The sequence below is a fragment of the Mycobacterium sp. TH-M116 genome (genome assembly GCF_057473685.1).
In genome coordinates this window covers 1-24,900 of record NZ_JBYCLC010000064.1, presented here as the reverse complement: position 1 = coordinate 24,900, position 24,900 = coordinate 1, and the positions used below count along the sequence as shown (strand labels likewise).

The following is a 24,900-nucleotide window of genomic DNA, read 5'->3' as shown; positions in this document are numbered from 1 at the left end:
ACGTGGTGATCCCGGACGGGACGGGTTGTGCGTGGCGCGATGTGTTGGTCGCGGTGGCGACCGCGACCGTGGCGTTCCGGTTCCGCTTCGGTGCGGGCGGGTTGCTGGGCGCGGTGACGCCGGATCAGGTGGCGGTCGCGGCCAGTGGTGGTCGGCTGCTGGCACCGCGATGGTCGCCACCACGGGGCTGAGGCTGCGCAACACGAATCGCCCCTGACGCGCAAGCGGCATGATCGGTGATCCTCACCAAGGCACCTGCCCGGCAACGGTTTCGGGCAGGGCCTTCGATTGGAGAGGAAAACCGAGAAGATGTCGTTGGAGGAGCACAAGCGCCGCGAGCGGGCCCAAGCGATCGGGTTGTTCCGCTATCAGCTGATCTGCCCGGCCCTGGATGAGGGGTTGTCAACCAAGCAGCGCGGCAAGCTGGTGCGCGCGATCGCCGCCCAGACCCATACCGACCCATTCGGCAACCAGGTGCGTATCTCGCGGGAGACGCTGGACCGCTGGATACGGCGCTACCGCGCTGGCGGGTTCGAGGCGCTGGTGCCCGCACCGCGGCGGCTGGCGGCGCGTACCGATGCGCAGGTGCTGGAGCTGGCCGCGTCGCTCAAGCGGGAGAATCCGACCCGCACCGCCACGCAGGTGGCTCGCATCCTGCGCACGGCGACCGGGTGGACGCCTTCGGAGTCCACCCTGCTGCGCCATTTTCACCGGCTGGAGTTGATGGGGCCGGCCGCCGGTGAGGCCCCGGCGGTGTTTTGACGGCGCTCATCGAAAATCCCCGGCTGTGCTCGCCGAAATTCCTCACCTGTGAGCAGCGGTCAGTGTAGTTGTTGGCGGGTGCCGGTGGTGGCCCGGCGTAGCGTTTCCGCGGCGGCGTGGTGGTCGCGTAACCGGTAGGACTCGCCGTCTAGGTTGATGACGACCGAGCGGTGCAGCAGGCGGTCGAGCATTGCCGCGATCATCGATCGCATCACCACCAACGCTCACGCCACCGTGCTGACCTGCGATGAATCGATGCGCAAGCACTTCAGCCAACTCGGCTAACCAGCGTCCGGCGGGACGGGGCACCACGCGTCCCGCCGGCACCGGTCCCCACGCCAACACCGATGCTGCGCGCATACTCGAACCTCGACCGGCATAACGGTGCCACGGCTCACCCGATAACGTCGCAGTGGCTCACCCTCCAACGGAACAGTGGCTCACCCCACAGCGGAACACCGGCTCTCATCGAGCGTGATATCCATTCCGGCGCCTCCACTGCGGCGGTGAGCCGGGTGCCTTCGACTCGGCTCTGCTGCTGTGCACCGACTGGCGATGGCACAGGGTGAGCGCCGACGTGATCGCCGGCATAGTGGATTCGGGGATTCTCGACGATGACGACCAGGACCGGCTCGCGGACGTGCTGCTGTGGCAGGACCGGGTGCAATACCGGCACCCCTACTGGTGGCTCGGCACCACCTGGGTTGAGTACGGCCCCAACTCGCCGGGGCCGGGCCGGACGATCCAGGTGCATCCGGACACCCCCACAACCGCGCACCGCAACGTTTGGCCGCCGCTACGGACCTGGGCCGCCGTCCGCGTGTTGATGCGACACCGAGTTTCAGCGGGCGAGGCGCTCGATCGCGCGCGGTCGCTGCCCGCACGCGAGGCGGCCGCCATAGTGACTGGAACCGTTCACGCAGTCGACTACCTCGACCCGGATCAGCGGCGCGCCGTAATGACTACGGCGCTGGCATGGGGACATAAAACGCCCCGCAAGACAGCCTTCGAAAGGCTGCTGGTCGACGGCGAGCACGACCTGGTGCGGACGCTGGCGGCCAACGATCCCGACGCATCTATCCGGCAGTGGGCGCATAACCAACTCAGCGACAAATGCACCCAGCGCAGCCTGTTCGACTGACGAGTTCATATCGATCGGCCAAGGTCCGCCAAGACCGATCAATAATGCGTTCTCGCGAGTCGTTGATGGGGCGGGATCCCACGGATGTTGGTCTATACCCAGCGGTAAACATCACGAAGCTATCCCCGAGCGATATTGTCGGCAGGCCGCGAAGCCGTGGTTAACATGAGGTCGGCTTGCGGACAGTGCCGATCTCCATCGTTGAGGGATCAGGCCTGCGTGACCCGGCGAAGAGCTGTCCGGTATATGGCGTGCTCATCGCGGACCCCGATGGCTACGACATGGCGAGTGCTCTCATCGACTTGTTGATAAATCAAGCGGAATCGTTGCGGTCGCCGGCTTCGGATATCGAACTTGACCCGTGCGAGTCCGGTGAGGTCGCCGCTGACGCGCCGCTCGCCGAGTAGCTTTCCCCGCACCCGCCCGTGCGCCAGGTCGTCGATGATGGCCTGCGCCGCCTCCAATGCGGCCGGGTCGGTCTTCTGCACGGCCACGAGGTCGGCCGGAACGCCCAATGCGAAGGTAAGGCGGTAACAGCCGGGTCGCTGCTGATCTCCGCTCACGCAGAGCGGCCAGCGCGAAGCCGGTCGAGGACCTCGTTCACCTCACCGTGGCTCAAGTGTCGTCCATCGTCTCGAGCGAGCCGGCCGCGAGCCAACTCTGCATCAAGCTCATCCTCGGCGGCCTCGAGCAGCTTCTCCCATACCGCCACAGGGACGATGACACCCTGAGCCCTGCGGTGCGAGCCGAAGTACACCGGCTCCCCTTCGCCGGCGTCGAAGCGTTGGGCAATCCTGTGCAGCGCATCTCTCGCCTCACCCGTGGTCACAACCTTCGCCATAACGATATCGTACGACAATCCGTACTGGTTTGTTACGTGCCGGCATCTCAGAGGTGAGGGTAGATTCCCAACTTGCGACAAACCTGAGGTGCCTGTGTCGTTTTTGGCCGTAGAAATCGGTAAAATTGCTGGTAAAAGCGTCAGCGAGGGCATGGGGTGTTGTTTGCGACATGGGAGGTGGCCCGTGTGCGTGGGTCTACTTGAGCGCCGTTGAGTGCGGAACCGGAGGGCGTGGGCCGAATGCTGGCTAAGCGAATCCGCCCCTCGTGTACTTGAGCTAACGTGTACTTGAGCTAAAGCGTCGCGGCGGATGTCGGTAACCGCACGGGAGGGCGAGTAACGCCGTCTTGTACCTGAATGACGCATCCGCAGTATCGTAGTTTTTCGTAGTATATTGTAGGCGTGCGGGTTGACGTGCGGGTTGACTGGAGTAAGCGGACCGGCTACATCGGGGAGCGGCACGGCATCTCTGCGACCTGGGCGGATGAGGCGGTTAACGACCGTCACGCCGTCTGGCAAGCGCCTGACCCGGCCAGCCGGTCGGGCCTGTCGATTCGGGTGATCGGTTATTCGCCGTCAGTACGAGCGGTGCTGACAGTGATTTTGGTATCCCCCGACGCTGACCCTGATGAGCGCCCCGATGGCGATTGGTGGGGCAGCAATGCCTGGATGGCGAATGAGCAGGACCGGAGTCTCTACAGTGAGGAGCAGCAAGAATGAGCCGGATTGATGATTTGCTCGCCGACGAAGGCGCGCGTGCGGAGGCCTACCAGGGTGGCCCGGTGCCTGAGCATGTCACGACCAGCCGTCCCAATCTTGGCCGTCAGACCGTGGTTTCGGTGCGCTTGGCAGCCGATGAGCACGAGCGACTGAGTCAGTCCGCCCGTAAAGCGGGAATGTCGCTGTCGACCCTCATTCGGGTATGGGCCGTTGATCGACTCCACGCCGAAGATCATTGTGAGTCGGGGACCATAGCCGAGCGGCTGGCACGGCTCGAACGCGAAGTGTTCAAGCGGCCGGCCTAACGGCGGCACCTGTCTGGCGCCACCTTCTCGGCCGAGCGCCAAGGGGGTAGATTCCCGCCTTGTCACCAAGGTGAAATCGGTGTGCCGGCAGCCCATGGATCATTTACGCAATTGTGCCAGCATGGGTGCGCTGCCTATAACTGAAAAGTAATGTTTCTCAATGGTAATGAGCTCGATCATGTCAAGATTAGTCGATACGATCGTCGTGGTAGTAGCTCTGCCGAAGACGCCCTACGGAAAAAGCCCAAGGCTCCCCGAGCTGAGGTCACGGCCGCCCTCGAAGTAGTCGTCGATAGAGGATCGGCTCTGCGGGCGTCCAGCGTCGGGGGATCAGGCCTTCGCGACTCGGTGAACAGCCGTCCGGTAGATGGCGTGCTCGTCGCGGACCCCGATGGCTATGACGTGGCGGGTGTCGTCATCGACTTGTCGGTAAATCAAGCGGAATCGTCGAGGCCGCTGGCTTGGGATGTCGAACTTGACCCGTGCAAGTCCGGTGAGATCGCCGCTGACGCGCCGCTCACCGAGTAGCTTGCCCTGCACCCGCCCGTGCGCCAGGTCATCGAAAATGGCCTGCGCCGCATCCAGTGCAGCCGGGTCGGCCTGCTGCACGGCCACGAGATCGGCCGGAACGTCCAATGCGAAGGTAAGCCGATACCGGGCAGGTCGCTGTTTTTCTCCGCTCACGCGGAGCGGCCAGCACGAAGCCGGTCGAAGACGTCGTTCACCTCCGCGCGGCTTAATTGGCGTCCATCGTCTCGAGTGATCCGGTCGCGGGCCAGCTCTGCGTCGAGCTCATCCTCGGCGGCATCGAGCAGCGTCTCCCACACCGCCACGGGGACGATGACGCCCTGGGCCCGGCGGTGTGAGCCGAAGTACACCGGCTCGCCCTCGCCGGCGTCGAAGCGTTGGGCGATCTTGTGCAGCGCATCTCTCGCCTCACCGGTGGTCACGACGTTCGCCATACCAGCATCGTACGACAATCCGTACGGGTTTATCCCCCGATAACCTTTCCGCAGAGGGCATAGTAACGACTTGCAACGAACCTGAAATGCCTGTGCAAAACTCACGTTGGGGTCAAGGCGCTTCAACGCTGTCCAACACTCCGCACGATTGCGACGATGATGCCAACGATCGTCGCGGGGATGCTGGCCAACCAGACCAAAAACAAGACGAAGCCTAGGATCTGAAACAATAGCGTCCCGGAGCCGCCGCTATCAGCGGCACCAAAGGCCAGCTGCATAAGGATAAAAGACACCAGGGCGATGACGGGGCCAGCGATCGCCATTATGACGAATGGCCGCACAGATTTTGCCTGGCGTGGTCGTTCAGATTGTGGGTTCGGTGGCGACAACGGACCAGGGCCGTACGGCGGGTTGGATGGCGCGAGGTGATCGGTCCACTTTGTCCCGTCGAAATATCGCTGAGTATTAGCGCCGTCGGGGTCTGGATACCAGCCTGGCGGTGGTGGCGGTGCCGTCATGCTGTTCCCCACATGGCCCTTTAGCGTAGGGCACCCGGGTCAGGTGGCGGGGTTGCAACGCCACTGTGCGCGCGTGCGCGACGAGCACCAAAAATTTCTGATGTGTCGTTTGGCCAGTCGCTACCATCATCTGATCAAAACCTTCCTGGGCTGGGGTGAAAAACAGCTGCCCGACGGAACCCTGATCCTGACCTCCTCGTCCGGGCACACCTAGCTGAGCACCCCCGGCAGCGCACTGCTGTTCCCCAGCCTGGCCCGCGCCGTCGGCGGCTGTCCCGCCCCCGAAATCGACCCCACCCCCCAGGACTACTGCGCCGAGCGCACCGCGATGATGCCGCGGCGCGCCCGCACCCGCGCCCAACACCGCGCCACCCGAATCACCACCGAACGCAACCACAACCGCCGAGCCCGACAAACCCCCCCGACAAGCCCGGGCCACGTCAGGGTTCGGGGCCCACGAATTCCCCGGCGACGAGGAACCCCCGCCGTTCTGATATGGGGAGCTCGACGATGACGGGGCGCTGACGCGGCGGCAGCGGTGTCGCAACCCGTTCAGCCGACCATGTTCTACGGTGAGGGCTTGTCCGCGCGGGGCTTGGTGAGGGTGAATTCGTCGACGACGGTCATCGCGCCGAACGGCCCGCTCAGCGCGTAGTGCGTCGCCTTGATCGACGTGTTGCCGCCGGGGGAGCCCGGGTCGACCTCGAACGCTGCGAAGCCGTGAGGGTAGTCGCGGTCGCGAAACGCCGACCACGGCGCCTCCTCGGTCACATAGATCGGCGCCTTGCGCCCGATCGCGGGATCGAACGGGCCCACACCCATCACCACACGGCAGTGCTGGTCAGGGAAGAACATTCCGTTGGACGGCAGCGACGTCCCGCCCCCGCCGATGACCAGGTGCACCGTGCCCAGGGTCGCGTCGATCATCCCGTCGCCCGTTTCGACGGGTCTCGGCGTGAGCGTCTCGGTGCCCAGAGTCCCGCGCACCGGATGCGACCGCTCGTAGTGGTGCTCGTGGCCGCACACCACCAGGTCGACCCCGTACTGGTCGAACAGCGGCAGCCACTGCTCGCGGATGCCCAGGTCGGCGCCGTTGGTGTGGTTGGCGGTCGAGATCGCCGTCTGATGCATGCACACCACCACCCAGTCGACGTCCGGGTCATGTCGCGCGTCGGCCAATTCGCGCTCGAGCCAGCGCTTCTGTTCGCCACCGGAATAGCCGTGCACGTAGGAGTTGCCGCCGTCCTGGAAGCACACGTCGTCGTTGCTGAGGCTGATCACCCGCACCGAGCCCGCGGTGAACGAGTACCACAGGCCGCGCAACTCCTCCGCGGCGCCCGACTCGGGCACCGCGAAGTACGTCTGGTAGGCGGCGTAACCGACCGGCCCGTTGCCCAACTCGTTCTCGTGGTTGCCCGCCGCGGGCATCCACGGTCGGTAACGCGCCGAGCGCGTGTTGTTCTCGAACCAGTTCGACCAGGTGCGGATTCGGTCGTGGGCGAGGTTGGCGTAGCACAGGTCGCCGTTGACCAGGTTGAACAACGGCCCGATGCGTTCGATCGCCATCGTGGTGTCGGCGGCCGCCGGCGACCCGATGTTGTCGGTGCCGTAGCCGCCGTCGGCCAACTTGTCCAGCGAGGGAGTCGACTGGTCACCGAAGCTGGTGAAACACAATGACTTTCGCCCGTACGGTGCCGTTCGCACCGTCCCGGTCACCGGGTCGGTGCCGTCGTGCACCGCGGCGTAAACGTAGTCCGAATCGGGGGTCAGGTTCGTCAGGCGGGCGTGGTTGACCCGAACCTCGTTGTTGGACTTGGCGTCCCGGTAGGTGCGGGTCTCGGCCGTCACGGTGCGCCCGAAACCCGACGCGGGCGTTCCCAGCATGACGCGCGGATTGCGGACGGCCTCGGTGGTGTGCCAGGACACCACCACCTCCGTGGCGGCGTTCCTGCCGAACTGCAGGTGCAGCCCGGACACCGGCGGCGCGCCGGTGCGCTCCGGCTGATACCAGACCGTCGGTCCGTGCGGGTGCGACCACAACAGCGCCCCGGCACCCAGCCCGACGCCCGCGCCGAGGCCGACACCGGCCGCGGCCACGGCGCCTGTCGTCAACAGCCTGCGGCGGCTGACGGTACCGGGCGGTTCCGATTCGTCGGTCATGCATGCTTCATACCCGATGCGGGCGACCGCGAGCATATCGACCGGTGAACACGGTTTCGGCCGGGCTGTCCGTAACGAATTCGGTACCGTTTCCGACATGACGAACGTGCGAAAAGCGATCAGCGGGTTGGCTGCGGCCGCCTTCGCGACGGCCTTCACGGCGGTTGTTGCACCTGCGAGTTCCCATGCGGAGCCGGCCGGCCACCAGGTCACCTACACCGTCACCACCACCGGTAACCTGACCGGCCAGGTCCGGTACATGAACAGCGATCCGCCGAGCCAATCCGCCTTCGACGCCAACTCCGCGCAGTACATGAGCACCGTGCAGGCGGTGTACACCGCGGGGGAGCCGCTCGTGTACACGACCACGCTGGCCAACCCGGACCAGTGGGCGTTCGTCAACGCCAGTGGCGGGTGCCACTGGCCGGACTGCGGCTCGGGTTCCACCCCCGAACTCCACTGCGAGATCGCTGTGGACGGCAAGGTCGTGGTGACCCAGAACGCCACCACCGGCGTCACCTGCTCGACGCGTCCCTGGTAGCGACCACGACGACCTCGGCCGATCGGCCGCCCACCGCCCGGATCCGGTGGCTGATCGACGCGTCGAAGTAGGCGCTGTCGCCGGCGCCGAGCGTGAGCGTCCGGTCCCCGTACTCGAGTTCGATGTTTCCGGCGTGCACGAACACGAACTCCTGACCTGCGTGCTCGGGATGCGGATCCTCGGCGGCATGCTCGGCCGGACGAACGACAAACGGCGACATGGACTTTCCGAGCAACGCGGCCCCCAGCGCCCGATAGCGCACGCCGGGCGCAGGCCCGGCCCGGTCGACGGCGATCTTCTCGGAGGCCGCCCCGTCGCAGAACAGCCGCCCGACGTCGACGTCGAGCGCCCGCGCGACCTTGAGGGCGACCGCGATCGACGGCGTGCTGAGTTCGCGCTCGACTTTCGACAGGTAGCTCTTGGTCAGTCCGGTGGCGGCGGCCAACTCCTCGAGCGTCAGCCCGCGTTCTCGGCGGACCGCGCGCAGCAGTGCCGTCACCGGAACCCCTTTCATGACACACTGTGTCCTACAGTGCTACATTGTGTCACATGGTGGGCACGTTCTCGGATTCCAAATCCGACTTGATGCGCCGGGCCGCCGAGCAGCTGCGCGCCCACATCGACGAGCCGCAGTTGACCACCCGCCAGAAGCTGGCGCTGACCTGCCGCGCCCTGTTCGACGCCGGGCACGATTCGGGGCTCACCGGTCAGATCACCGCGCGCGCCGAAGCGGCGGGAACCTACTACACCCAGCGGCTGGGGCTCGGCTTCGACGAGATCACCGACGACAACCTGCTGCTGGTCGACGAGGACCTGAACGTCCTCGACGGGGACGGAATACCCAACCCAGCCAACCGTTTTCACAGCTGGATCTATCGCGCGCGACCCGACGTCCACTGTATCGTGCACACCCACGCCTTCCATGTCGCGGCGCTGTCGATGCTCGAGGTGCCCTTGGTCGTCTCCCACATGGACACCACGCCGCTCTACGACGACTGCGCGTTCCTGGCCGACTGGCCCGGCGTGCCGGTGGGCAACGAGGAGGGCGAGATCATCACCGCAGCACTCGGCGACAAGAAGGCGATACTGCTGGCGCATCACGGTCAGGTGGTGGCCGGGGCCAGCATCGAGGAGGCGTGCTCGTTGGGCATCCTGATCGAGCGCGCCGCCAAGCTGCAGCTGGCCGCCATGGCCGCCGGCACCGTCCGGCAACTGCCCGGGCAGCTGGCCCGCGAGGCCCACGACTGGACGCTGACTCCGCAGCGCAGCCGCGCCAACTTCGCCTACTACGCGCGCCGTGCGCTGGCCCGGCATCCCGACGCGCTGACCAACGCAGGGGGCCCGCAGTGATCCACGGCATCATCGCCTACCCGGTGACCCCGTTCGCCGACACCGGTGTCGACACGGCGCGGCTGGCCGCGCTGGTGGACAGACTGGTCGCCGACGGCGTGCATGCGGTCGCCCCGCTGGGCAGCACCGGCGAGCTGGCCTATCTGGAGGAACCCGAGTTCGACAGCGTGGTCGACACCACCCTCGCCACCGTCGCCGGCCGGGTCCCCGTGGTCGTGGGTGTGTCGGACGTGACGACCGCCAGGACCGTTCGGCGCGCCGCCTACGCGCAACGGGCCGGCGCTGCCGCGGTGATGGTCCTGCCGGTCTCCTACTGGAAGCTCACCGAACGCGAGATCGTCGAGCACTACCGCCGCATCGGCGACGCCGTCGAGATCCCGATCATGGCCTACAACAACCCGGCCACCAGCGGGGTGGACATGCGCCCCGAGTTGCTCGTCGCCATGTTCGAGGCCATCGAGAACCTCACGATGGTCAAGGAATCCACCGGCGACCTGTCCCGGATGCGGCGCATCGCCGAACTGTCCGGCGGCCGGTTGCCGTTCTACAACGGCAGCAACCCGCTGGTGCTCGACGCGCTGTTGGCCGGTGCCTCCGGATGGTGCACGGCCGCACCGAATCTGCGGCCGCAGCCGTGCATCGACCTGTACGACGCGGTGCGCGCGGGCGACCTCGACACGGCGCGGGCCCGCTACGACGACCTCAAGGGACTGCTGGAGTTCATCGTCGCCGGGGGGCTGGCCACCACCGTCAAGGCAGGACTGGAACTGCTCGGCTTCCCGGTCGGTGACCCGCGCCCGCCGTTGCTGCCGCTCGACGAGCGGGGTCGTGCGGCGCTGCGGGATTTGCTGGCGGGCGCCTGAGCGCGCTCGCGCGCGGTCAAAGCTGCTGACGCTGACCCTCGGGTGCTATTCGGGCAGGGCAGCGCAGGCGCCGAGAACGGTGGTGGAGGCGTAGTTCGCGGCGTTGGCCAGATGGTTGTCCCCCGGGCTATAGGTCGGTATCGCCGTGACGAACGCGCGCCGGTACTGCGCCGAGAGCACCGCGAAGTCCTGCAGCGTGGGGTTACCGGCGCGCCGGCCGAGCAGTTCCAGCTTGCCGGCATAGGCGTTCATCACCGGTGCGACGGCGAAGTTGGTCGCCTTTTGCTCCTTGTTCCACCACAAGGAGGGGACGTTGGGGTTGATCGTCTGCCAGTCAGCGGTTTTTTCGCCGAACTCGTCCAGCGCGGATTTCCATTCGGAGCACACAGGATTGGATTTGGTGAGGAAGCGCTGGGGGTGGGCGATGTTGCCCACTGGCGCGATCTGCGACGGCGGGGCCGGTGGTGGCACGAGTGGTCCGCGCTCGGCTGCCGAGCCGTCGGCCACTGCGGCGCAGATCGCGCCCAGCGCCGAGGATGCGCTGTTCGCGGTGCCCGCCAGGGTGTCGTCGGCGGGGACGTAGTGCGGGAGGTGCTCGACGTAGGCGCGCGTGTAGGCGATGAACTGCTCGTAGAGTTCTCGCACCACCCGATGCGGCGTGAGTTTGACCAACCCGACGCTCTGCGCCGCGGCGTTGCCCATCGCCTGGCCGGCGGCGAGGAACTGGATGCGTTGTTTGTCGTTCCACGCCGACGCCGGAACAGACCGGTCCCGGTCGTTCCACAGCCGCTGCCCGCCGCTTGCGAGGCTGTTGTTGATGGCTGTCCACGGCCCACACGTGGGATCGTCGATGACCACGGTGACCGGGCCGTCGTCATGGGCGCTGGCGATGTCCGACGTTGCGCCGACGGCTGACCCCGACGACGAAGTCGACGACGGATCGTTGGCCCCGGTGTGGCCAAGCAGCGTCGAGGTGGCCAATGCGGCGGCCAGCACCGCGACCGCCGTCAGCGCCAGCAAAGCCCACTTCGGGCGGTTGCTGCGTACCGGCGCATCTTCGTCATCCGACGTCACAGGGTTCAAGCCTAGCCAGCGACTCAGCCGCGGACGGCCGAAACGGCATCGGCCAGGAGACGGCGCGCCCGGTCGACGTCGATCGGCGACGAGGGCTGGTTGGGCGCCGCCAGCGGGGTCGCGGTGACCACCACCAACGCCCGCCCGAGGTAGGCGGCGAAGTGGTAGACCTCCTGGGACTGCTCCTTGTCGTGGACTTTGGCCTGAACCTGGCGGTAGGTGCCCTGGGTGTGGGCGCCCTCGATCGTCGGTGCGTCCACCACGTCCACGACACCGTTGACATTGGGACCGCTGAACGACACGTGTTTGCACTGCTCGGGGACGGCGTCGAAAGGCAGTTCCTCGGCGGTCTGGAAGGCGACCGTGACGAACCGGTTCCCCTTGCCCTCGGCGAACACGGCGGCCATCTTGCCCTGGGTGCCCAGCGGCAGGCGCTGCCCGCTGGTGTATTTGCCGCAGTCCGTGGGTTCGAAGATCACATTGGGAGGCAGGCCCTGCGACCCCTCCAACTGCGGGTCGATCCCGGTGGGGCCTTTGCCCTTGACACGGTATTCGGGCCCGAATGTCGACTCGATGGTGAAGACCTTCTTGATGTCCGTCGGGTGGGCCGGCTTGCTCGACGAGCAGGCCGCGACCAAGCCGAGGCAGACCAGGCCGAGTGATGCCTTGAGGACGGACACCCTGGCAATGTACCGAAGCGCTGCGTCGCTGCCGAGGCCGCCCGGCGACACGCGGTTCAACCGAGATCGCCGGCCGAGAAGGTGTCGCATTTGTTGGGGTCGCCGGTGCGGTAGCCGGTGGTGAACCACTTCTGCCGCTGGGTCGAGGATCCGTGCGTCCACGACTCGGGGTCGATGTGTCCGGTCGCGGCCTTCTGGATGCGGTCGTCGCCCACTGACGCCGCGGCCGAGAGGGCGTCGTGGATGTCCTTGTCGCTCAAGGGCTCCAGATACGGCACGCCGGTGCTCTCCTGTTTGACGGTCGACGCGTAGTGGGCCCACACCCCGGCGTAGCAGTCCGCCTGCAACTCGGTGCGCACGCCGTTGCCCAGGGCGCCCTGGGCGCCTTGCCGGGAACGGCCGGTGATGCCTTGCAGTTGCTGCACGTGATGGCCGTATTCGTGGGCCACGACGTATTCCTGCGCGAACGGCCCACCGCTGGAACCGAATCGGGTGACGAGAACCTGGAAGAAGTCGGTGTCGAAGTAGGCCGTCTGGTCGGCCGGGCAGTAGAACGGGCCGACCGCGCTGGTAGCCGGACCGCAGCCGGTGTTGACGCTGCCGGTGAACAGGCGCATGTGCGGGCGGGTGTAGTCGCGCATCAGCTGATGCCAGACCGCGTCCACCGAATTGCCGGTCGCCACCACGCGGCACTGCACGTACGTGTTGGCGTCGGCCCCGGTCCGGCACCGGCTGAGGTCGAAGCCGCTGGCCACGTCGTCGCGGGTGTCCATGGGCTGCTGGCCGGTGATGCCGCCGGGATCGACCCCGAAGAACAACGCCGCGAGCAGGATCACCAACCCGCCGATGCCGCCGCCCAGCGCGATCCGCGCCCCGCCGACGCCCCCGGACGTCGACGAGTTGCTGGTGTCGATCTGCATCCCCTCGTTGAAGGTCATCGCGCGCTCCTCACGAGGTCGGACCGGGTTCGCAGGGGAAAGGGGAACATGGCCATCAACTTAGCCGGGGCCGTCGCCCGCCGCGGCCAGAAGCGGCACCACAACATCGCTGATCGGCGTGGCCAGGCCGTGGGCGCGCGCCTTGCGTACGACCACGCCGTTGCGGATGTCCCATTCCAGGCGCCGACGGTTCTCCCGGTCGGCCAGCATCGAGGTGCCCAGGTCCTCGGGGGCCCGACGGAACAGCTCGACCAGCTCCTCGGCCACGTCGTCGGCGAGCCGGGCCCCTTCGGCCCGGGCCACCGCGAGGCATTCGGTGACGTAACGCCGCGCGAGCGCCGCGACGTCATCGCGGCGGAACATTCCCGAACGGCGCCCGGCCAGCACCATGAATCCGGCCAGCGCGTTGACGAGCAGTTTGCGCCATGCGGCCGTGACGAAGTCGGGGTCGCAGTCCACCCGGCAGCCGGCGCCGCGCAACAGCCCGGCAACCGTGTCGGCCGCGGGCCCGGTGGGCAGCACCAGCGCGGCCTCGGTGCGCAGCCGCACCCACCCCGCCGGCTGGGTTTCGGCCGAATACCACACGATCCCCGGGATCACCGGCGACGACGGGCAGTGCGGCCGCACCTGCTCGACCTGCTCCACCCCGTTCTGCAGCACGGCCACGATGGTGTGTTCGGCGCACAGGCGGGCCAGCCAGGCGGCGGCGTCGACGGTCTGGGTGGCCTTGACCGCCAGGATCACCACGTCGGCCGGGCCGTCGATCCCGTCGGTATCCGCGGGATCTGTGTGCACCGGGCCGGGCACCACGATGGGCTCCGCGCCGTCGGGCCGCAGCTCAATGCGGTCGCGGGGGGTGCGCCCGCAGACCAGCACCGGGTGGCCGGCCCGGTGCAGCAACGCGGCGACCGTCGTGCCGACGGCGCCGGGACCCACGAGTGCGATCCTGGTTGGAGGGTTAGTGGCAATAGCACCGAAACTACCTCCTCTAGACTGGGCATTCGTTTCAAGCCGGGTGAAAAGGAGTGTTCGTGCTGCGCAGCCACGCCGCCGGATCGCTACGCAAAAGCGACGCCGGACAGCGGGTGACGCTGGCCGGCTGGGTGGCGCGGCGCCGCGACCACGGCGGCGTCATCTTCATCGACCTGCGGGATTCCTCCGGCACCGCGCAGGTGGTGTTCCGCGACCCGGAGGTTTTGGCGCAGGCGCATCGGCTGCGCGCCGAGTTCTGCGTCGCGGTCTGCGGGGTCGTCGAGGTCCGGCCCGAGGGCAACGCCAACCCGGAGATCGCCACCGGCGACATCGAGGTCAACGCCGCGGAGCTGACCGTGCTGGGGGAGAGCGCGCCGCTGCCGTTCCAGTTCGACGAGCCCGCCGGTGAGGAGCTGCGGCTGAAGTACCGCTACCTCGACCTGCGCCGCGACGGCCCGGCTGCCGCAATGCGGTTGCGCTCCAAGGTGAATGCGGCCGCCCGTGCGGTGCTGGCGGGGCACGACTTCGTCGAGGTCGAGACGCCGACCATCACCCGGTCGACGCCGGAGGGCGCCCGCGACTTCCTGGTTCCGGCCCGCCTGCACCCGGGTTCGTTCTACGCGCTGCCGCAGAGCCCGCAGCTGTTCAAGCAGTTGCTGATGGTGGCCGGGATGGAGCGCTACTACCAGATCGCCCGCTGCTACCGCGACGAGGACTTCCGCGCCGACCGCCAGCCCGAGTTCACCCAGCTCGACATGGAGATGAGCTTCGTCGACGCCCAGGACGTCATCGCGGTCTCCGAGGAGATCCTGTCCGCGTTGTGGGCGCTGATCGGCTACGAGATCCCCCGGCCCATCCCGCGGATCAGCTACGCCGAGGCGATGCGGCGCTTCGGCTCCGACAAGCCCGACATGCGGTTCGGGCTGGAGCTCGTCGAGTGCGCGGAGTTCTTCACAGACACCACGTTTCGGGTGTTCCAGGCGCCGTATGTCGGCGCGGTGGTGATGCCCGGCGGGGCGTCGCAGCCGCGGCGCACCCTGGACGGCTGGCAGGAGTGGGCCAAGCAGCGCGGGCACAAGGGGCTGGCCTACGTGCTGGTCGCCGAGGACGGCACGCTGGGCGGCCCGGTGGCCAAGAACCTGACCGACGCCGAGCGCGCCGGTCTGGCCGCGCACGTCGGGGCGAAGCCGGGGGACTGCGTCTTCTTCGCCGCGGGCCCGGCGAAGCCCTCGCGGGCCCTTTTGGGTGCGGCCCGCGGTGAGATCGCCCACCGGCTGGGCCTGATCGACCCCGACGCCTGGGCGTTCGTCTGGGTGGTGGACCCGCCGCTGTTCGAGCCCGCCGCCGACGCGACCGCCGCCGGCGACGTGGCCGTCGGGTCCGGGGCGTGGACCGCGGTGCACCACGCGTTCACGGCGCCCAAGCCCGGGCACGCCGGCGCGATCGACACCGATCCCGGCAGTGTGCTCGCCGACGCCTACGACATCGTCTGCAACGGCAACGAGATCGGCGGCGGCTCGATCCGCATCCACCGCCGCGACATCCAGGAGAAGGTGTTCGCGGTGATGGGCATCGAGCGGGCCGAGGCCGAAGAGAAGTTCGGATTCCTGTTGGAGGCGTTCACCTTCGGCGCGCCGCCGCACGGCGGGATCGCGTTCGGCTGGGACCGGATCAACGCGCTGCTGTCGCGGGTGGACTCCATCCGCGAGGTGATCGCCTTCCCGAAGACCGGCGGCGGGGTGGACCCGCTCACCGACGCACCGGCGCCGATCACCGCCCAGCAGCGCAAGGAGTCCGGAATAGATGTCCGGCCCCGAGCAGGCGGACCGGGCATGAGCCGCGCCGGCGACGATGCAGCGCGAAGCGATGAGCATGAGCCGTGACCGCCGAAGTCGCGCGGCATGTGATGTGATCAGCCGTGAGGAGGAGGGGTCTTGCCAGAATCCCAGGACGGGGTCGCCCGCCGCCATCGCGTCACACACCGCACCCAGTATCGCTACTCCGCGGTGGTCACGAGCTCGTACGGCCGCGGTTTCCTCACGCCGCGTGATTCGCCGCGGCAGCGCTGCGTCGCGCACCGGTTGCACATCGAGCCGGCGCCGGCTGACGTCTCCACCAGCCAGGACAGCTACGGCAACACCAGTTCCTACTTCCACGTCACCGAGCCGCACCGCACCCTGACGATCATCAGTGACTCCGTCGTCGACGTGTACCCGCCGGCGCCGACGCTCTACAGCAGCGGACCGGCACTGCAGCCGTGGGAGACCGCCCGGCCGGCGGGGCCCGCGGGAGCTCTGGCGCTGGAGTTCACACTCGACCTGGACCCGCCGGAGATCACCGATGAGGTGCGCCGCTATGCCGCACCCAGCTTCGCGCCCGGGCGCCCGTTGGTGGAGGTGCTGCGGGACCTGGCGTCGCGGATCTTCACCGATTTCAGCTACCGCTCGGGCTCGACGACGATTTCGACCGGGGTGGGTGAGGTTCTGGCCGCCCGGGAAGGGGTATGCCAGGACTTTGCCAGGCTGGCGATCGCCTGTCTGCGAGCCAACGGTTTGGCGGCCTGTTATGTCTCCGGATACCTGGCCACCGACCCGCCGCCGGGGAAGGATCGGATGATCGGAATCGACGCCACACACGCCTGGGCCGCGGTGTGGACTCCGCAGGATCCCGGCCACCTCGAGTGGCTGGGCCTGGACCCCACCAACGACCAGATGGTCGACGAGCGCTATATCGTCGTCGGCCGCGGCCGCGACTACGCGGATGTCCCGCCGCTGCGCGGTGTCATCTACACCAACTCCGAGCACAGCGTCATCGACGTCGCGGTCGACGTGGTGCCGTACTCAGGTCCTGTCGAAGGCGACGTCGTGCATGCGTGACTTCCAATGCCCCAGCTGTGGTCAGCGCCTGACGTTCGAGAACTCCGCGTGTCTGTCGTGCGGCAGCGCGTTGGGGTTCTCCCTCAACCAGATGGCCCTGCTCGTGATCGCCGCGGGCGGGCAGGGCGAGCACGCGGGTGCCGTGGATGCCGACGAATATCAGCTGTGCGCGAATCTTCATCTCGCCGAATGCAATTGGCTCGTATCCAAGAGTTCCGGCGGGCTCTGCGACTCGTGCGCACTGACCATCGAGCGGCCCAACGACGCCGACGCCGACGGCCTGGCCGCGTTTGCCAGCGCCGAGGCGGCCAAGCGACGGCTCATCGCCGAGCTGCACGAGCTCAAGCTGCCGATCGTCGGCCGTGATATGGACCCCGACTACGGCCTGGCCTTCCGCCTGCTGTCCAGCGCGCACGAGAAGGTGTTCACCGGGCACGAGGACGGCATCATCACACTGGATCTGGCCGAAGGCGACGACGTGCACCGCGAGCAGCTGCGGGTCGAGATGGAGGAGCCTTACCGGACCCTGCTCGGGCACTTCCGCCACGAGATCGGGCACTACTACTTCTACCGGCTGATCTGCCCGTCCGGCGACTACCTGGCCCGCTTCAACGAGCTGTTCGGCGATCCCGGCGCCGACTACTCCGCGGCACTGGACCGCCACTACAGCCAGGGCGCACCCGACGGCTGGTCGCAACGGTTCGTGTCGTCGTATGCGACCATGCATCCCGCCGAGGACTGGGCCGAGACGTTCGCCCACTACCTGCACATCCGCGACACCCTGGACACCTCGGCTTGGTGCGGTTTCGCATCGGCGACGGCGACGTTCGACCGAACCATCTTGGGTCCCAGCGCCTTTGCGACCATCATCGACATGTGGCTGCCGCTGTCGTGGGCGCTGAACATGGTGAACCGGTCGATGGGCCGCGGCGACCTGTATCCGTTCGTGCTGCCCCCCGCGGTGCTGGAGAAGATGAAATTCATCCACACCGTGATCGACGAGGTGACGTCGGATTCGGGCCGGCCCGCAGCGTAGCGAGCCGGTGGCCGCCTCAGGCCGGCATCACCCGTCGTTCGTCGGGCCCCCACAACGGCTGCATGTGGCCGGGCAGCGCCAGCTGCGTCGCGGTGATCGCCTCGGCCAGATCGCGCAGCCCGGCGTGTATCCCGGCCAGCAAGTCGGCGAGCTCCGCGCGGCGCCCCTCGCCGCTGACCTGCTCGAGCTCGGCGGGATGGGACCGGCGCAGCAGGGTGCCGATCTCGTCGACCAGCCGCTCCGGGCGCGACGAACCCGACGACCCGGGCAGGTCCCGCAGGTGGGCCCGCAGCCGCTCCACCTGGTGCAGCAACGACCGCGGGTTCGCGGCGTCGAACAGCATCAGCTCGGCCATCGCGGCGACGCTCACCGCGCCCGCCGTCCGGCGCCGGTAGGTCACCGACGATTCGCAGGCCACCAGCGTCGCCTCGATGATGATCTGTTCGGCCGCGGCCGGCCGGACAACGGCCAGCGTGGCCTGCAGCAGGACCGTGAGCCACAGGCCCCGCTCGATGCGCTTGCCGATGTCCATCATCGTCCAGCCCGCGTCGCGCACCATGGACTCGGCAGCGACCCCCGACAACGTGAGCATCCCGGCCAGCGTCTGCGCCTGCGCCGTCGCCAGCAGCGCGTCGGCCTCGGTCAGCGAGTTCGGCGGGTCGGCCCGGTGGGCGATCGCGCGCTCCACCCCGGCCAGCACCATCCACGTGTCGTTGGACAGCTGGTCGCGTACCGCCCGTGCGGCCAGCCCCAGTCCCTCCACCGACTGCACCAGTGACCCGGACCGGCCCGGATCCATGGTCAATGACCACAGCGTCGAGGGCGCGACCGCGATCATCTCGGCCTCGTCGCCGTCGGTTCCGGTGTCGGTCCCGGTGATCGCGCCCAACGCAGCCATCAGCACCGGCACGCACGCGCTTTCCTCGGTGTCCTGGTGGTGGCGGTAAACGTGGAAACGGTCGCGGGTCACGATCAACAGCCTGGCCATGTTCTCGGCGCGCTCGCCGTAGCGACCGATCCAGAACAGGTCGGACAGCACCCGCGGCGAACTGACCGCCCAGGTTCCCGCCCCGGTCTTGGCCGCAGGCACCGGCGTCTTGGCCGGCGGCACCGGCGCCGGCACCGTCACCGCCTCGGCCCGCGCGCGTTCCGTCGGACGCACCCAGATATCCTTGGCTGCAACAGTTTTGAGGGTGTAGGCTCCGGTTCCCGGAGCCAGTACGTAACCCACGCCGCCGATCATGGGAGCGTAACCACCGCGTTGGGCCACCGTGAACAAGCGCATCCCGACACCGGCCGACGCCAGCACCCCGGCATGGTCGGTGGGCGCCGACGAGAACCTCGGAAGCTCCTGGCCCACCCACTGCCAGGGCATGCTCTCGATGCGCGCGGCCAGTTCCGCCAGTTGTTGCGACGAAAGCGTGGGTCCGACAAGAGTTGCCCTGCCGACGGTCGATTTCACCAGCAGCGACGACAGGTTGGCCAGCAGGTGCGAGCGTTCGGCGGCGATGCCGCCCCAGTACAGCGGCGCGGTGTCCAGCAATGGGGTTTCGGCGAGCAGCCGGCCGGCAAGCCCGGGCAAAAAGCGCAGCAGCCCAGGGCTTTCCAGGATGCCGCTGCCCAGCGTGTTGACCACGGTCACCGTCCCGCGGTGCTGCGCCTCCACCAGGCCGGCCACCCCGAGGCGGGAGTCGGCTCGCAGGTCCAGCGGGTCGGTGTACAGCGCGTCGACGCGGCGGAGCACCACGTCGACGCGTTTCAAGGTTCCCAGCGAACGCATCCACACCGTACCTTCGCGCACCACCAGGTCGGAGCTCTCCACCAGCGGAAAGCCCAGCAGCGTCGCCAGATACGCCTGATCGAACGAGGTTTCGGAGTAGATGCCCGGGCTGAGCACCACGACCACTGGGTCCTGCGCGACGTCGGGTGCCGCGTCGATCAGCGCCAGCCGCAGCGCCTGGGCGAACGGTGTCGTCGGCCGTGGCGCGATCCTCTCGTAGAGGTCCGGGATCGCGCGCGCGATCACGCGCCGGTCGGCCAGCGCGTAGCCGGCGCCCGACGGAGCCTGCGTCCAGTCGGCGTTGACCGCGAAGCTGCCGTCGGGCAGCCGGCTGAGGTCGCACGCGTGCATGAACAACTGGTGGTGTCCGGGGATCTCGATCCCGTTGGCCCAGCGCACATAACCGGGATGGGCGAACACCAATTCCGGGGGCAGCAGGCCCTCGGTGAGCAAGCGGCGCGGCCCGTAGAGGTCGGCGAGCACCGCGTCGAGCAGGCGCGAGCGCTGCAGCAGCCCGGCCTCCAGCGTTTCCCAGTCCGCCGCGGACAACACGATCGGCAGCGTGTCCAGCTGCCAGGGCCGCGGTTCCAGCCCCTGCGCAGCGGTTGCGCCGCCCGGGCCCACCTCGGTGTAGTTGATGCCGTCGTTGTCGATCAGGGTGCGCACCACCGAGCGCAGCCGGTCCAGGCCGGCCCGGCCCCGCTCCGCGACCGCGTCGGCCAACTCGTGCCAGGCCGGGCGCACGGCCCCGTCGCGGTCGACGAATTCGTCGAACCCGATCGCCGGGCTGGTCCCGGCGTCCTCCCTCAGGTCGAACAGCGCTTCCTGGGCACGCGCGGCGCGGTATCCGGCCAGCAGCCGATCGGCGTCGTGGTGGCCGCCTGACGCCGAAGAAGCCTTCACCGGCCATTCGTCGGTGGCGAGCGCCATGGCCGTGTTGTCCGGGAATGCCATCACTGCTGCACGGTACGCACCCGGCGCAGGTCGAGGATGCCCGGCGCGCCGACGTCGGTGAACATGCGGGCCTGCTTCTCCCGGAGGCCGGCCAGGTCGAGCTTGCCCGGGGTGAAGCCGGTCGCCTCGAAGCGGCGGGCGCGGCGGGCCTCGGCTTCGACGGCGTTGACGGGCGGCTCGTCGTAGGCGCGCCCGCCCGGATGGGTGACGTGGTAGGTGCAGCCACCGCGGGACGTCCCGGAGTTCAGGTCCACCAGCTCGAACTGCAGCGGACCGTCGGCCGAGATGGTCGGGTGCAGCGCACTGGGTGGCTGCCACGCCTTGAACCGCACGCCGCCGACGTCGACGTCCGGTTTGTCGGTGGCCAGCAGCGGCACCGGGTGGCCGTTGCACGTCACGACGTAGCGGTGCCGGTCGGCGCCGATGACGCGGACCTGGATCCGCTCGACCGAGGAGTCGACGTAGCGGACGGTGCCCGTCGCGCCTGCCTCCTCGCCCAGGGTGTTCCACGGCTCGATCGCGCCACGCAGCTCCATCTCCACGCCCTCGAAAACGGCGGTGCCGATGCGTGGGAAGCGGAACTCGGTGAATGGGTCCAGCCAGCTGGTCTCGAAGGCGATGCCGTGTGCGCGCAGATCCGCGGCGACGTCGGCGATGTCATGGATGATGAAGTGCGGCAACAGGTATCGACCGTGCAGGTTGTCGCCGTGGCGGATCAGGGGCGCGCGCAGCGGTTGCTCCCAGAACCATGCCACCAGCGCGCGCACCAGCAGCGACTGCACCATCGCCATGCGTAGGTGCGGTGGCATCTCGAACCCGCGCAGCTCCAGCAGGCCGAGCCGGCCGCGGGGGCTGTCGGGGTTGTAGAGCTTGTCGATGCAGAACTCGGAGCGGTGGGTGTTGCCGGTGATGTCGGTCAGCAGGTGGCGCAGCGCGCGGTCGGCCAGCCACGGTTTGGCTCCTCCGCCGGCCGCCACCCGCGCGATCTCGGCGAACGCGATCTCGAGTTCGTAGAGCGCCTCGGCGCGTCCCTCGTCGACGCGCGGGGCCTGCGACGTGGTGCCGATGAATCGCCCGGCGAACAGGTAGGACAGCGACGGATGCCGCTGCCAGTACGTCAGCAGCGAGACCAGCAGGTCCGGGCGGCGCAGCAGCGGCGAGTCCGCCGGGGTGACGCCGCCGAGCGTGATGTGGTTGCCGCCGCCGGTGCCGCCGTGGGTGCCGTCGACGTCGAACGACTCCGTCGACAGCCGGGCCAGCCGGGCCTGCTGGTACAGGGTGTCCAGCATCCGTCCCTGTTCGGCGAAGCCGGCCGTGGGCGTGACGTTGACCTCGATCACGCCCGGGTCGGGGGTGATCGTCGTCGAGCGCAGGCGCGGATCCGGCGGCGGTCCGTATCCCTCGATCACGACCGCGCACCCGGCGTTCGCCACCGCGGCCTCGACGCGGGCAACGAGGTCGGTGAAGTGTTCCAGCGCCGCGGTCGGCGGCAGGAAGAGGTGCAGGTACCCGTCCCGGACCTCGGCGACCAGCGCGGTCGGCGGCGCCCCGTCGGGGTCGGTGACCACCGCGCCCGTCGAGTCCGTGGCCGGCGCGTCGCCCGCAGTCAGGGGATCGGCCTCGAATGTGGGGTTGGGTGGTTGCCAGCTGATCGAGTCCAGCGGCAAGCGCAGACCCGCGGGGGAGTCGCCGGCCAGCAGGACGACCCGGCCGCGGCGCAGCCGCCAGTCCGCGCTGGCCCACCCGAGGCCGTCTTCGCGCCGGTGTAGCGGCAGTACGAAAGCCGCAGGCGCGCTCAGTGATTCGTCGAGGCGGGCCAGCAGTGCGGCGCGTCGGGCCGGCGAGTCGTCGGCGAGGTCGTCGGCCGGATCCACCGGATCCCCTTCGGGCAGGCGCACCTTGGCCGCCAGCCGGTGCAGCGGATCCTCATAGGCGGGTCGCACCTGGGATGCCGGCAGACCCAGGCCGTCGGCGATGCCGGCGAGCACCACGCGGGCCGCGTCGGCATCGGAGGGCAGGGCCGGTTCGGCGGCCCACGGGTCGGCCAGCAGCGCACCGTCGGTCCACAGCGGCCGGCCGTCGGTGCGCCAGTAGAGCGCGATCTCCCAGCGCGGCAGCGGCTCGCCCGGATACCACCGGCCCTGCCCGCGCTGGATCAGCCCCTGCGGAGCCCACGCCGCTTTCAGCCGGGCGGCCAGGTCGGATGCCCGCTGCCGCTTGTGCGGGCCGTCTGCGGCCGTCGTCCATTCCTCGTCGACCTGATTGTCCACCGACACGAACGTCGGTTCCCCGCCCATGGTGAGGCGCACGTCGGCGGCGGCCAACCGCTCGTCGACGTGGTGGCCGACCTCGCAGATCGACCGCCACGCCTCGTCGGTGTAGGGCAGCGTCACGCGCGGGTCCTCGCGCACGCGGGTGACGGTGTTGGAGAACTCCAGCACCGCTTCGCAGGGCTCGGTGCCGCCGCTGATGGGCGCCGCGCTGGCCGGTTGGGGCGTGGCCGCCAGCGGGATGTGGCCCTCGCCGGCGAACAGCCCTGACGTCGGGTCCAGGCCGATCCAGCCCGCGCCGGGGATGTAGACCTCGGTCCAGGCGTGCAGGTCGGTGAAGTCGGCGGCGGGCCCCGACGGCCCGTCGAGGGCCTCCACGTCGGAAGCCAGCTGGACGAGGTAACCCGATACGAAACGGGCGGCCAGCCCGAACCGGCGCAGGATCGACACCAGCAGCCAGGCCGAGTCGCGGCACGAGCCGACCCCGCTGCGCAGCGTGAGATCCGGTGTCTGGACGCCGGGTTGCATGCGCACGCTGTAGGCGACGTCGGCGTTGACGGCGTGGTTGAGGGCGACCAGGAAGTCGATGGTGCGGGTGCCCTCGGGCACGGAGAAGTTGCGCACCCACGCGCGGACGAGGTCTCCGGGCCCCGATTTTTCGCCATTCTCGTCGACCGGCCGCAGGTAGGGCTCGAGGTCGTCGGCCAGCGACTTGGGGTAGGCCAGCCCGCCGGGGGGCCAGGTCTCGGCCCAGTCCTCGATGAAGAAGTCGAACGGGTTGATCACCTTGAGGTCGGCGATGAGCCCGACGGTGATGGTCAGGCGGGTCATGGGGTTGGGGAACACCAGCCGGGCCAGGAAATTGCCCACGGCGTCCTGCTGCCAGTTGATGAAGTGTTCTTCGGGTTCGACGCGCAGCGAGTAGGCCTCGATCGGCGTTCGGGAGTGGGGCGCCGGGCGCAGCCGCACCACGTGCGGGTAGACGCGGACCAGGCGGTCAAAGGTGTAGCTGGTGCGGTGCTCCAGCGCAACTTTGATGCTCATAACCGCTGATTGGACCACAGCCACCCGAAGGCCGCAGCACAGCGGGGCGGTGGAGACAAGGCCCCGGCGCGGTCAGCCGGCCGGTGCTAGAACGGCTGGTATCCCGGCGGTGGCCCCTGCTGGTAGCCCTGTTCGAGCGGCACGACCCGCCCGCCCGACAGCGTGCGGTAGGTGTAGATCAGGATCAGCGCGGCGACGGGAAGCGCCACCAGCAGGCCGACGCCGCACACCAGCGCGCCGATGGCGACCACCGCAACCTGTACCAGCCAGGCCAGCAGGGCGTTGCCGAAGTTCGACCAGACCGTCGACAAACTGGACGTCAGCGCGGTGACTGGCGGTTGCGCGCGGTCGATGGCGAACGGAACCGTGAACATCGCGAAGATGCCGAAGATGAGGCCGGGAAGGAAGCACAAGGTCGAGGCGAGCGCGCTGAGGACGCTGACGAGCAGCGCCGCCAGGATGACCGGGCCGAAGTTGCGCGGCTTGAAGAACGCCCCGATGGTCACGGGCCGCCCGTCGGCGATGTCGAGGCATCCGGTCAGGAATGCGGACTGCGCGAACACCCCCACCGCGAAGACCAGGAGATAGCCGATCACCATGACAGCCCACTCGCCCGGGCCGAGATTCGTTGTGGCACTGGTGTAGTCGTCGGAGCTGGTGATCGTGGTGGCCATGCCGGTGCTCAGGGCGATCAGACCGTAGGCGGCGCTGAGCAGCAGCCCGTACACGAGGGCGGGAACGATCAGCGTGACGGCGTTCTGCGTGAACTTCTTCCACGCCCAGCCGAACGCTTCGCCGATGCTGAACGGGGGCTTGGGTGGGGGTCCGTAGCCGGGTGGGGGGGGCGGGGGGCCGCCGTAGCCCGGTGGGGGGCCGTAGCCGGGTGGTGGCCCGTAGCCGGGCGGGGGCCCGTAGCCGGGTGGGGGTCCGCCGTAGCCGGGCGGGGGCCCGTAGCCGGGTGGGGGGCCGCCATAGCCGGGCGGGGGGCCGTAGCCGGGCGGGGGTGGAGGGGGTCCGCCGTAGCCGGGTGGGGGGCCGTAGCCGGGTGGGGGGCCGGCCGGGCCGCCCGCCTGCTCCGGATTGCCTTGAAACTCCGGATTGCCTGGATGCTCT

Annotated in this window: 23 protein-coding genes and 5 pseudogenes; 12 read left to right on the top strand and 16 right to left on the bottom strand. The window is 68.7% G+C overall.

Annotated features, from left to right (window positions below):
- Together AC2VOK_RS03370 and AC2VOK_RS03365 are read left to right on the top strand one after the other, a co-directional pair.
- A pseudogene (locus tag AC2VOK_RS03370) lies at positions 1-191 on the top strand (helix-turn-helix domain-containing protein); the annotation flags it as partial.
- A gap of 118 nt (positions 192-309) precedes the next feature.
- Positions 310-759 (top strand): annotated as a pseudogene (locus AC2VOK_RS03365) (helix-turn-helix domain-containing protein); the annotation flags it as partial.
- A 62-nt stretch (positions 760-821) separates the two neighbouring features.
- On the opposite strand, the pseudogene AC2VOK_RS03360 reads toward AC2VOK_RS03365, so the two are convergent.
- A pseudogene (locus AC2VOK_RS03360) lies at positions 822-968 on the bottom strand (ATP-binding protein); the annotation flags it as partial.
- A 359-nt stretch (positions 969-1,327) separates the two neighbouring features.
- Here AC2VOK_RS03360 and AC2VOK_RS03355 point away from each other — a divergent pair.
- Positions 1,328-1,903, top strand: coding sequence for a hypothetical protein (locus tag AC2VOK_RS03355; protein WP_428899220.1), 576 nt, complete (start codon positions 1,328-1,330; stop codon positions 1,901-1,903).
- A 209-nt stretch (positions 1,904-2,112) separates the two neighbouring features.
- Here the strand turns inward: AC2VOK_RS03355 and AC2VOK_RS03350 are convergent, their stop codons facing one another.
- Both AC2VOK_RS03350 and AC2VOK_RS03345 read right to left on the bottom strand, forming a co-directional pair.
- Entirely contained in the window at positions 2,113-2,391 is a 279-nt protein-coding gene (locus AC2VOK_RS03350) for a hypothetical protein (RefSeq protein ID WP_428899219.1), read from the bottom strand.
- Between the two features lie 71 nt (positions 2,392-2,462).
- Positions 2,463-2,744 (bottom strand): hypothetical protein, encoded by a 282-nt coding sequence (locus tag AC2VOK_RS03345; protein ID WP_428899218.1) that lies wholly within the window; start codon positions 2,742-2,744, stop codon positions 2,463-2,465.
- Positions 2,745-3,146: 402 nt separating this feature from the next.
- On the opposite strand from AC2VOK_RS03345, the gene AC2VOK_RS03340 reads away from it, so the two are divergent.
- On the top strand, positions 3,147-3,464 hold the full coding sequence (locus tag AC2VOK_RS03340; RefSeq protein ID WP_428899217.1) for a transposase: 318 nt from the start codon (positions 3,147-3,149) through the stop codon (positions 3,462-3,464).
- Positions 3,461-3,769 carry a plasmid mobilization protein gene (locus tag AC2VOK_RS03335; protein ID WP_428899216.1) on the top strand — a complete coding sequence of 103 codons (309 nt, stop codon included), beginning with the start codon at positions 3,461-3,463 and terminating at the stop codon, positions 3,767-3,769. Before AC2VOK_RS03340 ends, AC2VOK_RS03335 begins: the two co-directional genes overlap by 4 nt.
- A 330-nt stretch (positions 3,770-4,099) precedes the next feature.
- Here AC2VOK_RS03335 and AC2VOK_RS03330 read toward each other — a convergent pair whose 3' ends face one another.
- The 4 genes and pseudogenes from AC2VOK_RS03330 to AC2VOK_RS03315 form a co-directional block, all read right to left on the bottom strand.
- On the bottom strand, positions 4,100-4,453 hold the full coding sequence (locus AC2VOK_RS03330; RefSeq protein ID WP_428899215.1) for a hypothetical protein: 354 nt from the start codon (positions 4,451-4,453) through the stop codon (positions 4,100-4,102).
- A complete protein-coding gene (locus tag AC2VOK_RS03325; protein WP_428899214.1) occupies positions 4,450-4,731 on the bottom strand; it encodes a hypothetical protein in 282 nt (93 codons plus the stop codon). Before AC2VOK_RS03325 ends, AC2VOK_RS03330 begins: the two co-directional genes overlap by 4 nt.
- A gap of 122 nt (positions 4,732-4,853) precedes the next feature.
- Positions 4,854-5,054: a hypothetical protein gene (locus tag AC2VOK_RS03320; protein ID WP_407688010.1), complete on the bottom strand. Its 201-nt coding sequence runs from the start codon at positions 5,052-5,054 to the stop codon at positions 4,854-4,856.
- A gap of 93 nt (positions 5,055-5,147) precedes the next feature.
- Positions 5,148-5,249, bottom strand: a pseudogene (locus AC2VOK_RS03315) (DUF2510 domain-containing protein); the annotation flags it as partial.
- A 73-nt stretch (positions 5,250-5,322) separates the two neighbouring features.
- Here AC2VOK_RS03315 and AC2VOK_RS03310 point away from each other — a divergent pair.
- Positions 5,323-5,463: a hypothetical protein gene (locus AC2VOK_RS03310; protein WP_428899213.1), complete on the top strand. Its 141-nt coding sequence runs from the start codon at positions 5,323-5,325 to the stop codon at positions 5,461-5,463.
- 353 nt (positions 5,464-5,816) lie between these two features.
- On the opposite strand, the gene AC2VOK_RS03305 is transcribed toward AC2VOK_RS03310, so the two are convergent.
- Positions 5,817-7,409, bottom strand: coding sequence for a purple acid phosphatase family protein (locus AC2VOK_RS03305; RefSeq protein ID WP_428899212.1), 1,593 nt, complete (start codon positions 7,407-7,409; stop codon positions 5,817-5,819).
- 97 nt (positions 7,410-7,506) lie between these two features.
- Between AC2VOK_RS03305 and AC2VOK_RS03300 the strand changes: the two genes are divergently transcribed.
- Complete coding sequence (locus AC2VOK_RS03300; RefSeq protein ID WP_421530362.1) at positions 7,507-7,950, top strand: hypothetical protein; 444 nt, start codon at positions 7,507-7,509, stop codon at positions 7,948-7,950.
- On the opposite strand, the gene AC2VOK_RS03295 is transcribed toward AC2VOK_RS03300, so the two are convergent.
- On the bottom strand, positions 7,925-8,449 hold the full coding sequence (locus AC2VOK_RS03295) for a helix-turn-helix domain-containing protein (RefSeq protein WP_428899211.1): 525 nt from the start codon (positions 8,447-8,449) through the stop codon (positions 7,925-7,927). The two genes, AC2VOK_RS03300 and AC2VOK_RS03295, sit on opposite strands and share 26 nt — an antisense overlap.
- A gap of 50 nt (positions 8,450-8,499) precedes the next feature.
- On the opposite strand from AC2VOK_RS03295, the gene AC2VOK_RS03290 reads away from it, so the two are divergent.
- Entirely contained in the window at positions 8,500-9,300 is an 801-nt protein-coding gene (locus tag AC2VOK_RS03290) for an aldolase (RefSeq protein WP_428899210.1), read from the top strand.
- Positions 9,297-10,163: a dihydrodipicolinate synthase family protein gene (locus tag AC2VOK_RS03285; RefSeq protein ID WP_428899209.1), complete on the top strand. Its 867-nt coding sequence runs from the start codon at positions 9,297-9,299 to the stop codon at positions 10,161-10,163. The genes AC2VOK_RS03290 and AC2VOK_RS03285 overlap by 4 nt, the downstream gene beginning before the upstream one ends.
- Before the next feature lie 45 nt (positions 10,164-10,208).
- On the opposite strand, the gene AC2VOK_RS03280 is transcribed toward AC2VOK_RS03285, so the two are convergent.
- Genes AC2VOK_RS03280 through AC2VOK_RS03265 form a run of 4 tightly spaced genes read right to left on the bottom strand, consistent with a single transcriptional unit; the run spans position 10,209 to position 13,824 of the window.
- A complete protein-coding gene (locus tag AC2VOK_RS03280) occupies positions 10,209-11,237 on the bottom strand; it encodes a hypothetical protein (RefSeq protein ID WP_428899208.1) in 1,029 nt (342 codons plus the stop codon).
- Positions 11,238-11,260: 23 nt separating this feature from the next.
- A complete protein-coding gene (locus AC2VOK_RS03275; RefSeq protein WP_428899207.1) occupies positions 11,261-11,917 on the bottom strand; it encodes a DUF5642 family protein in 657 nt (218 codons plus the stop codon).
- A 56-nt stretch (positions 11,918-11,973) separates the two neighbouring features.
- Positions 11,974-12,855, bottom strand: a complete 882-nt coding sequence (ypfJ, locus tag AC2VOK_RS03270; RefSeq protein WP_428899206.1) for a KPN_02809 family neutral zinc metallopeptidase — start codon at positions 12,853-12,855, stop codon at positions 11,974-11,976.
- 60 nt (positions 12,856-12,915) lie between these two features.
- A complete protein-coding gene (locus tag AC2VOK_RS03265) occupies positions 12,916-13,824 on the bottom strand; it encodes an oxidoreductase (RefSeq protein WP_428899222.1) in 909 nt (302 codons plus the stop codon).
- A gap of 56 nt (positions 13,825-13,880) precedes the next feature.
- On the opposite strand from AC2VOK_RS03265, the gene aspS reads away from it, so the two are divergent.
- Genes aspS through AC2VOK_RS03250 form a run of 3 tightly spaced genes read left to right on the top strand, consistent with a single transcriptional unit; the run spans position 13,881 to position 17,739 of the window.
- Entirely contained in the window at positions 13,881-15,710 is a 1,830-nt protein-coding gene (aspS, locus tag AC2VOK_RS03260; RefSeq protein WP_428899205.1) for an aspartate--tRNA ligase, read from the top strand.
- A gap of 51 nt (positions 15,711-15,761) precedes the next feature.
- A complete protein-coding gene (locus AC2VOK_RS03255; RefSeq protein WP_428899204.1) occupies positions 15,762-16,703 on the top strand; it encodes a transglutaminase family protein in 942 nt (313 codons plus the stop codon).
- Positions 16,696-17,739, top strand: coding sequence for a zinc-binding metallopeptidase family protein (locus tag AC2VOK_RS03250; protein ID WP_428899203.1), 1,044 nt, complete (start codon positions 16,696-16,698; stop codon positions 17,737-17,739). Before AC2VOK_RS03255 ends, AC2VOK_RS03250 begins: the two co-directional genes overlap by 8 nt.
- Positions 17,740-17,755: 16 nt before the next feature.
- Here AC2VOK_RS03250 and AC2VOK_RS03245 read toward each other — a convergent pair whose 3' ends face one another.
- From AC2VOK_RS03245 to AC2VOK_RS03235, 3 genes and pseudogenes are all read right to left on the bottom strand, one after another.
- Complete coding sequence (locus tag AC2VOK_RS03245; RefSeq protein ID WP_428899221.1) at positions 17,756-20,449, bottom strand: circularly permuted type 2 ATP-grasp protein; 2,694 nt, start codon at positions 20,447-20,449, stop codon at positions 17,756-17,758.
- A 23-nt stretch (positions 20,450-20,472) separates the two neighbouring features.
- Positions 20,473-23,787, bottom strand: coding sequence for a transglutaminase family protein (locus tag AC2VOK_RS03240; protein WP_428899202.1), 3,315 nt, complete (start codon positions 23,785-23,787; stop codon positions 20,473-20,475).
- Between the two features lie 86 nt (positions 23,788-23,873).
- Positions 23,874-24,806, bottom strand: a pseudogene (locus AC2VOK_RS03235) (DUF2189 domain-containing protein); the annotation flags it as partial.
- Between the last annotated feature and the right edge of the window lie 94 nt (positions 24,807-24,900).

Bases quoted from the DNA above. Each gene is read 5' to 3' on its own strand.
- AC2VOK_RS03345 (WP_428899218.1), bottom strand. From the start codon at position 2,744: ATGGCGAAGGTTGTGACCACGGGTGAGGCGAGAGATGCGCTGCACAGG.
- AC2VOK_RS03335 (WP_428899216.1), top strand. From the start codon at position 3,461: ATGAGCCGGATTGATGATTTGCTCGCCGACGAAGGCGCGCGTGCGGAG.
- AC2VOK_RS03325 (WP_428899214.1), bottom strand. From the start codon at position 4,731: ATGGCGAACGTCGTGACCACCGGTGAGGCGAGAGATGCGCTGCACAAG.
- AC2VOK_RS03320 (WP_407688010.1), bottom strand. From the start codon at position 5,054: ATGGCGATCGCTGGCCCCGTCATCGCCCTGGTGTCTTTTATCCTTATG.
- AC2VOK_RS03305 (WP_428899212.1), bottom strand. From the start codon at position 7,409: ATGACCGACGAATCGGAACCGCCCGGTACCGTCAGCCGCCGCAGGCTG.
- AC2VOK_RS03300 (WP_421530362.1), top strand. From the start codon at position 7,507: ATGACGAACGTGCGAAAAGCGATCAGCGGGTTGGCTGCGGCCGCCTTC.
- AC2VOK_RS03290 (WP_428899210.1), top strand. From the start codon at position 8,500: ATGGTGGGCACGTTCTCGGATTCCAAATCCGACTTGATGCGCCGGGCC.
- ypfJ (WP_428899206.1), bottom strand. From the start codon at position 12,855: ATGACCTTCAACGAGGGGATGCAGATCGACACCAGCAACTCGTCGACG.
- AC2VOK_RS03250 (WP_428899203.1), top strand. From the start codon at position 16,696: ATGCGTGACTTCCAATGCCCCAGCTGTGGTCAGCGCCTGACGTTCGAG.
- AC2VOK_RS03245 (WP_428899221.1), bottom strand. From the start codon at position 20,449: ATGGCGCTCGCCACCGACGAATGGCCGGTGAAGGCTTCTTCGGCGTCA.
- AC2VOK_RS03240 (WP_428899202.1), bottom strand. From the start codon at position 23,787: ATGAGCATCAAAGTTGCGCTGGAGCACCGCACCAGCTACACCTTTGAC.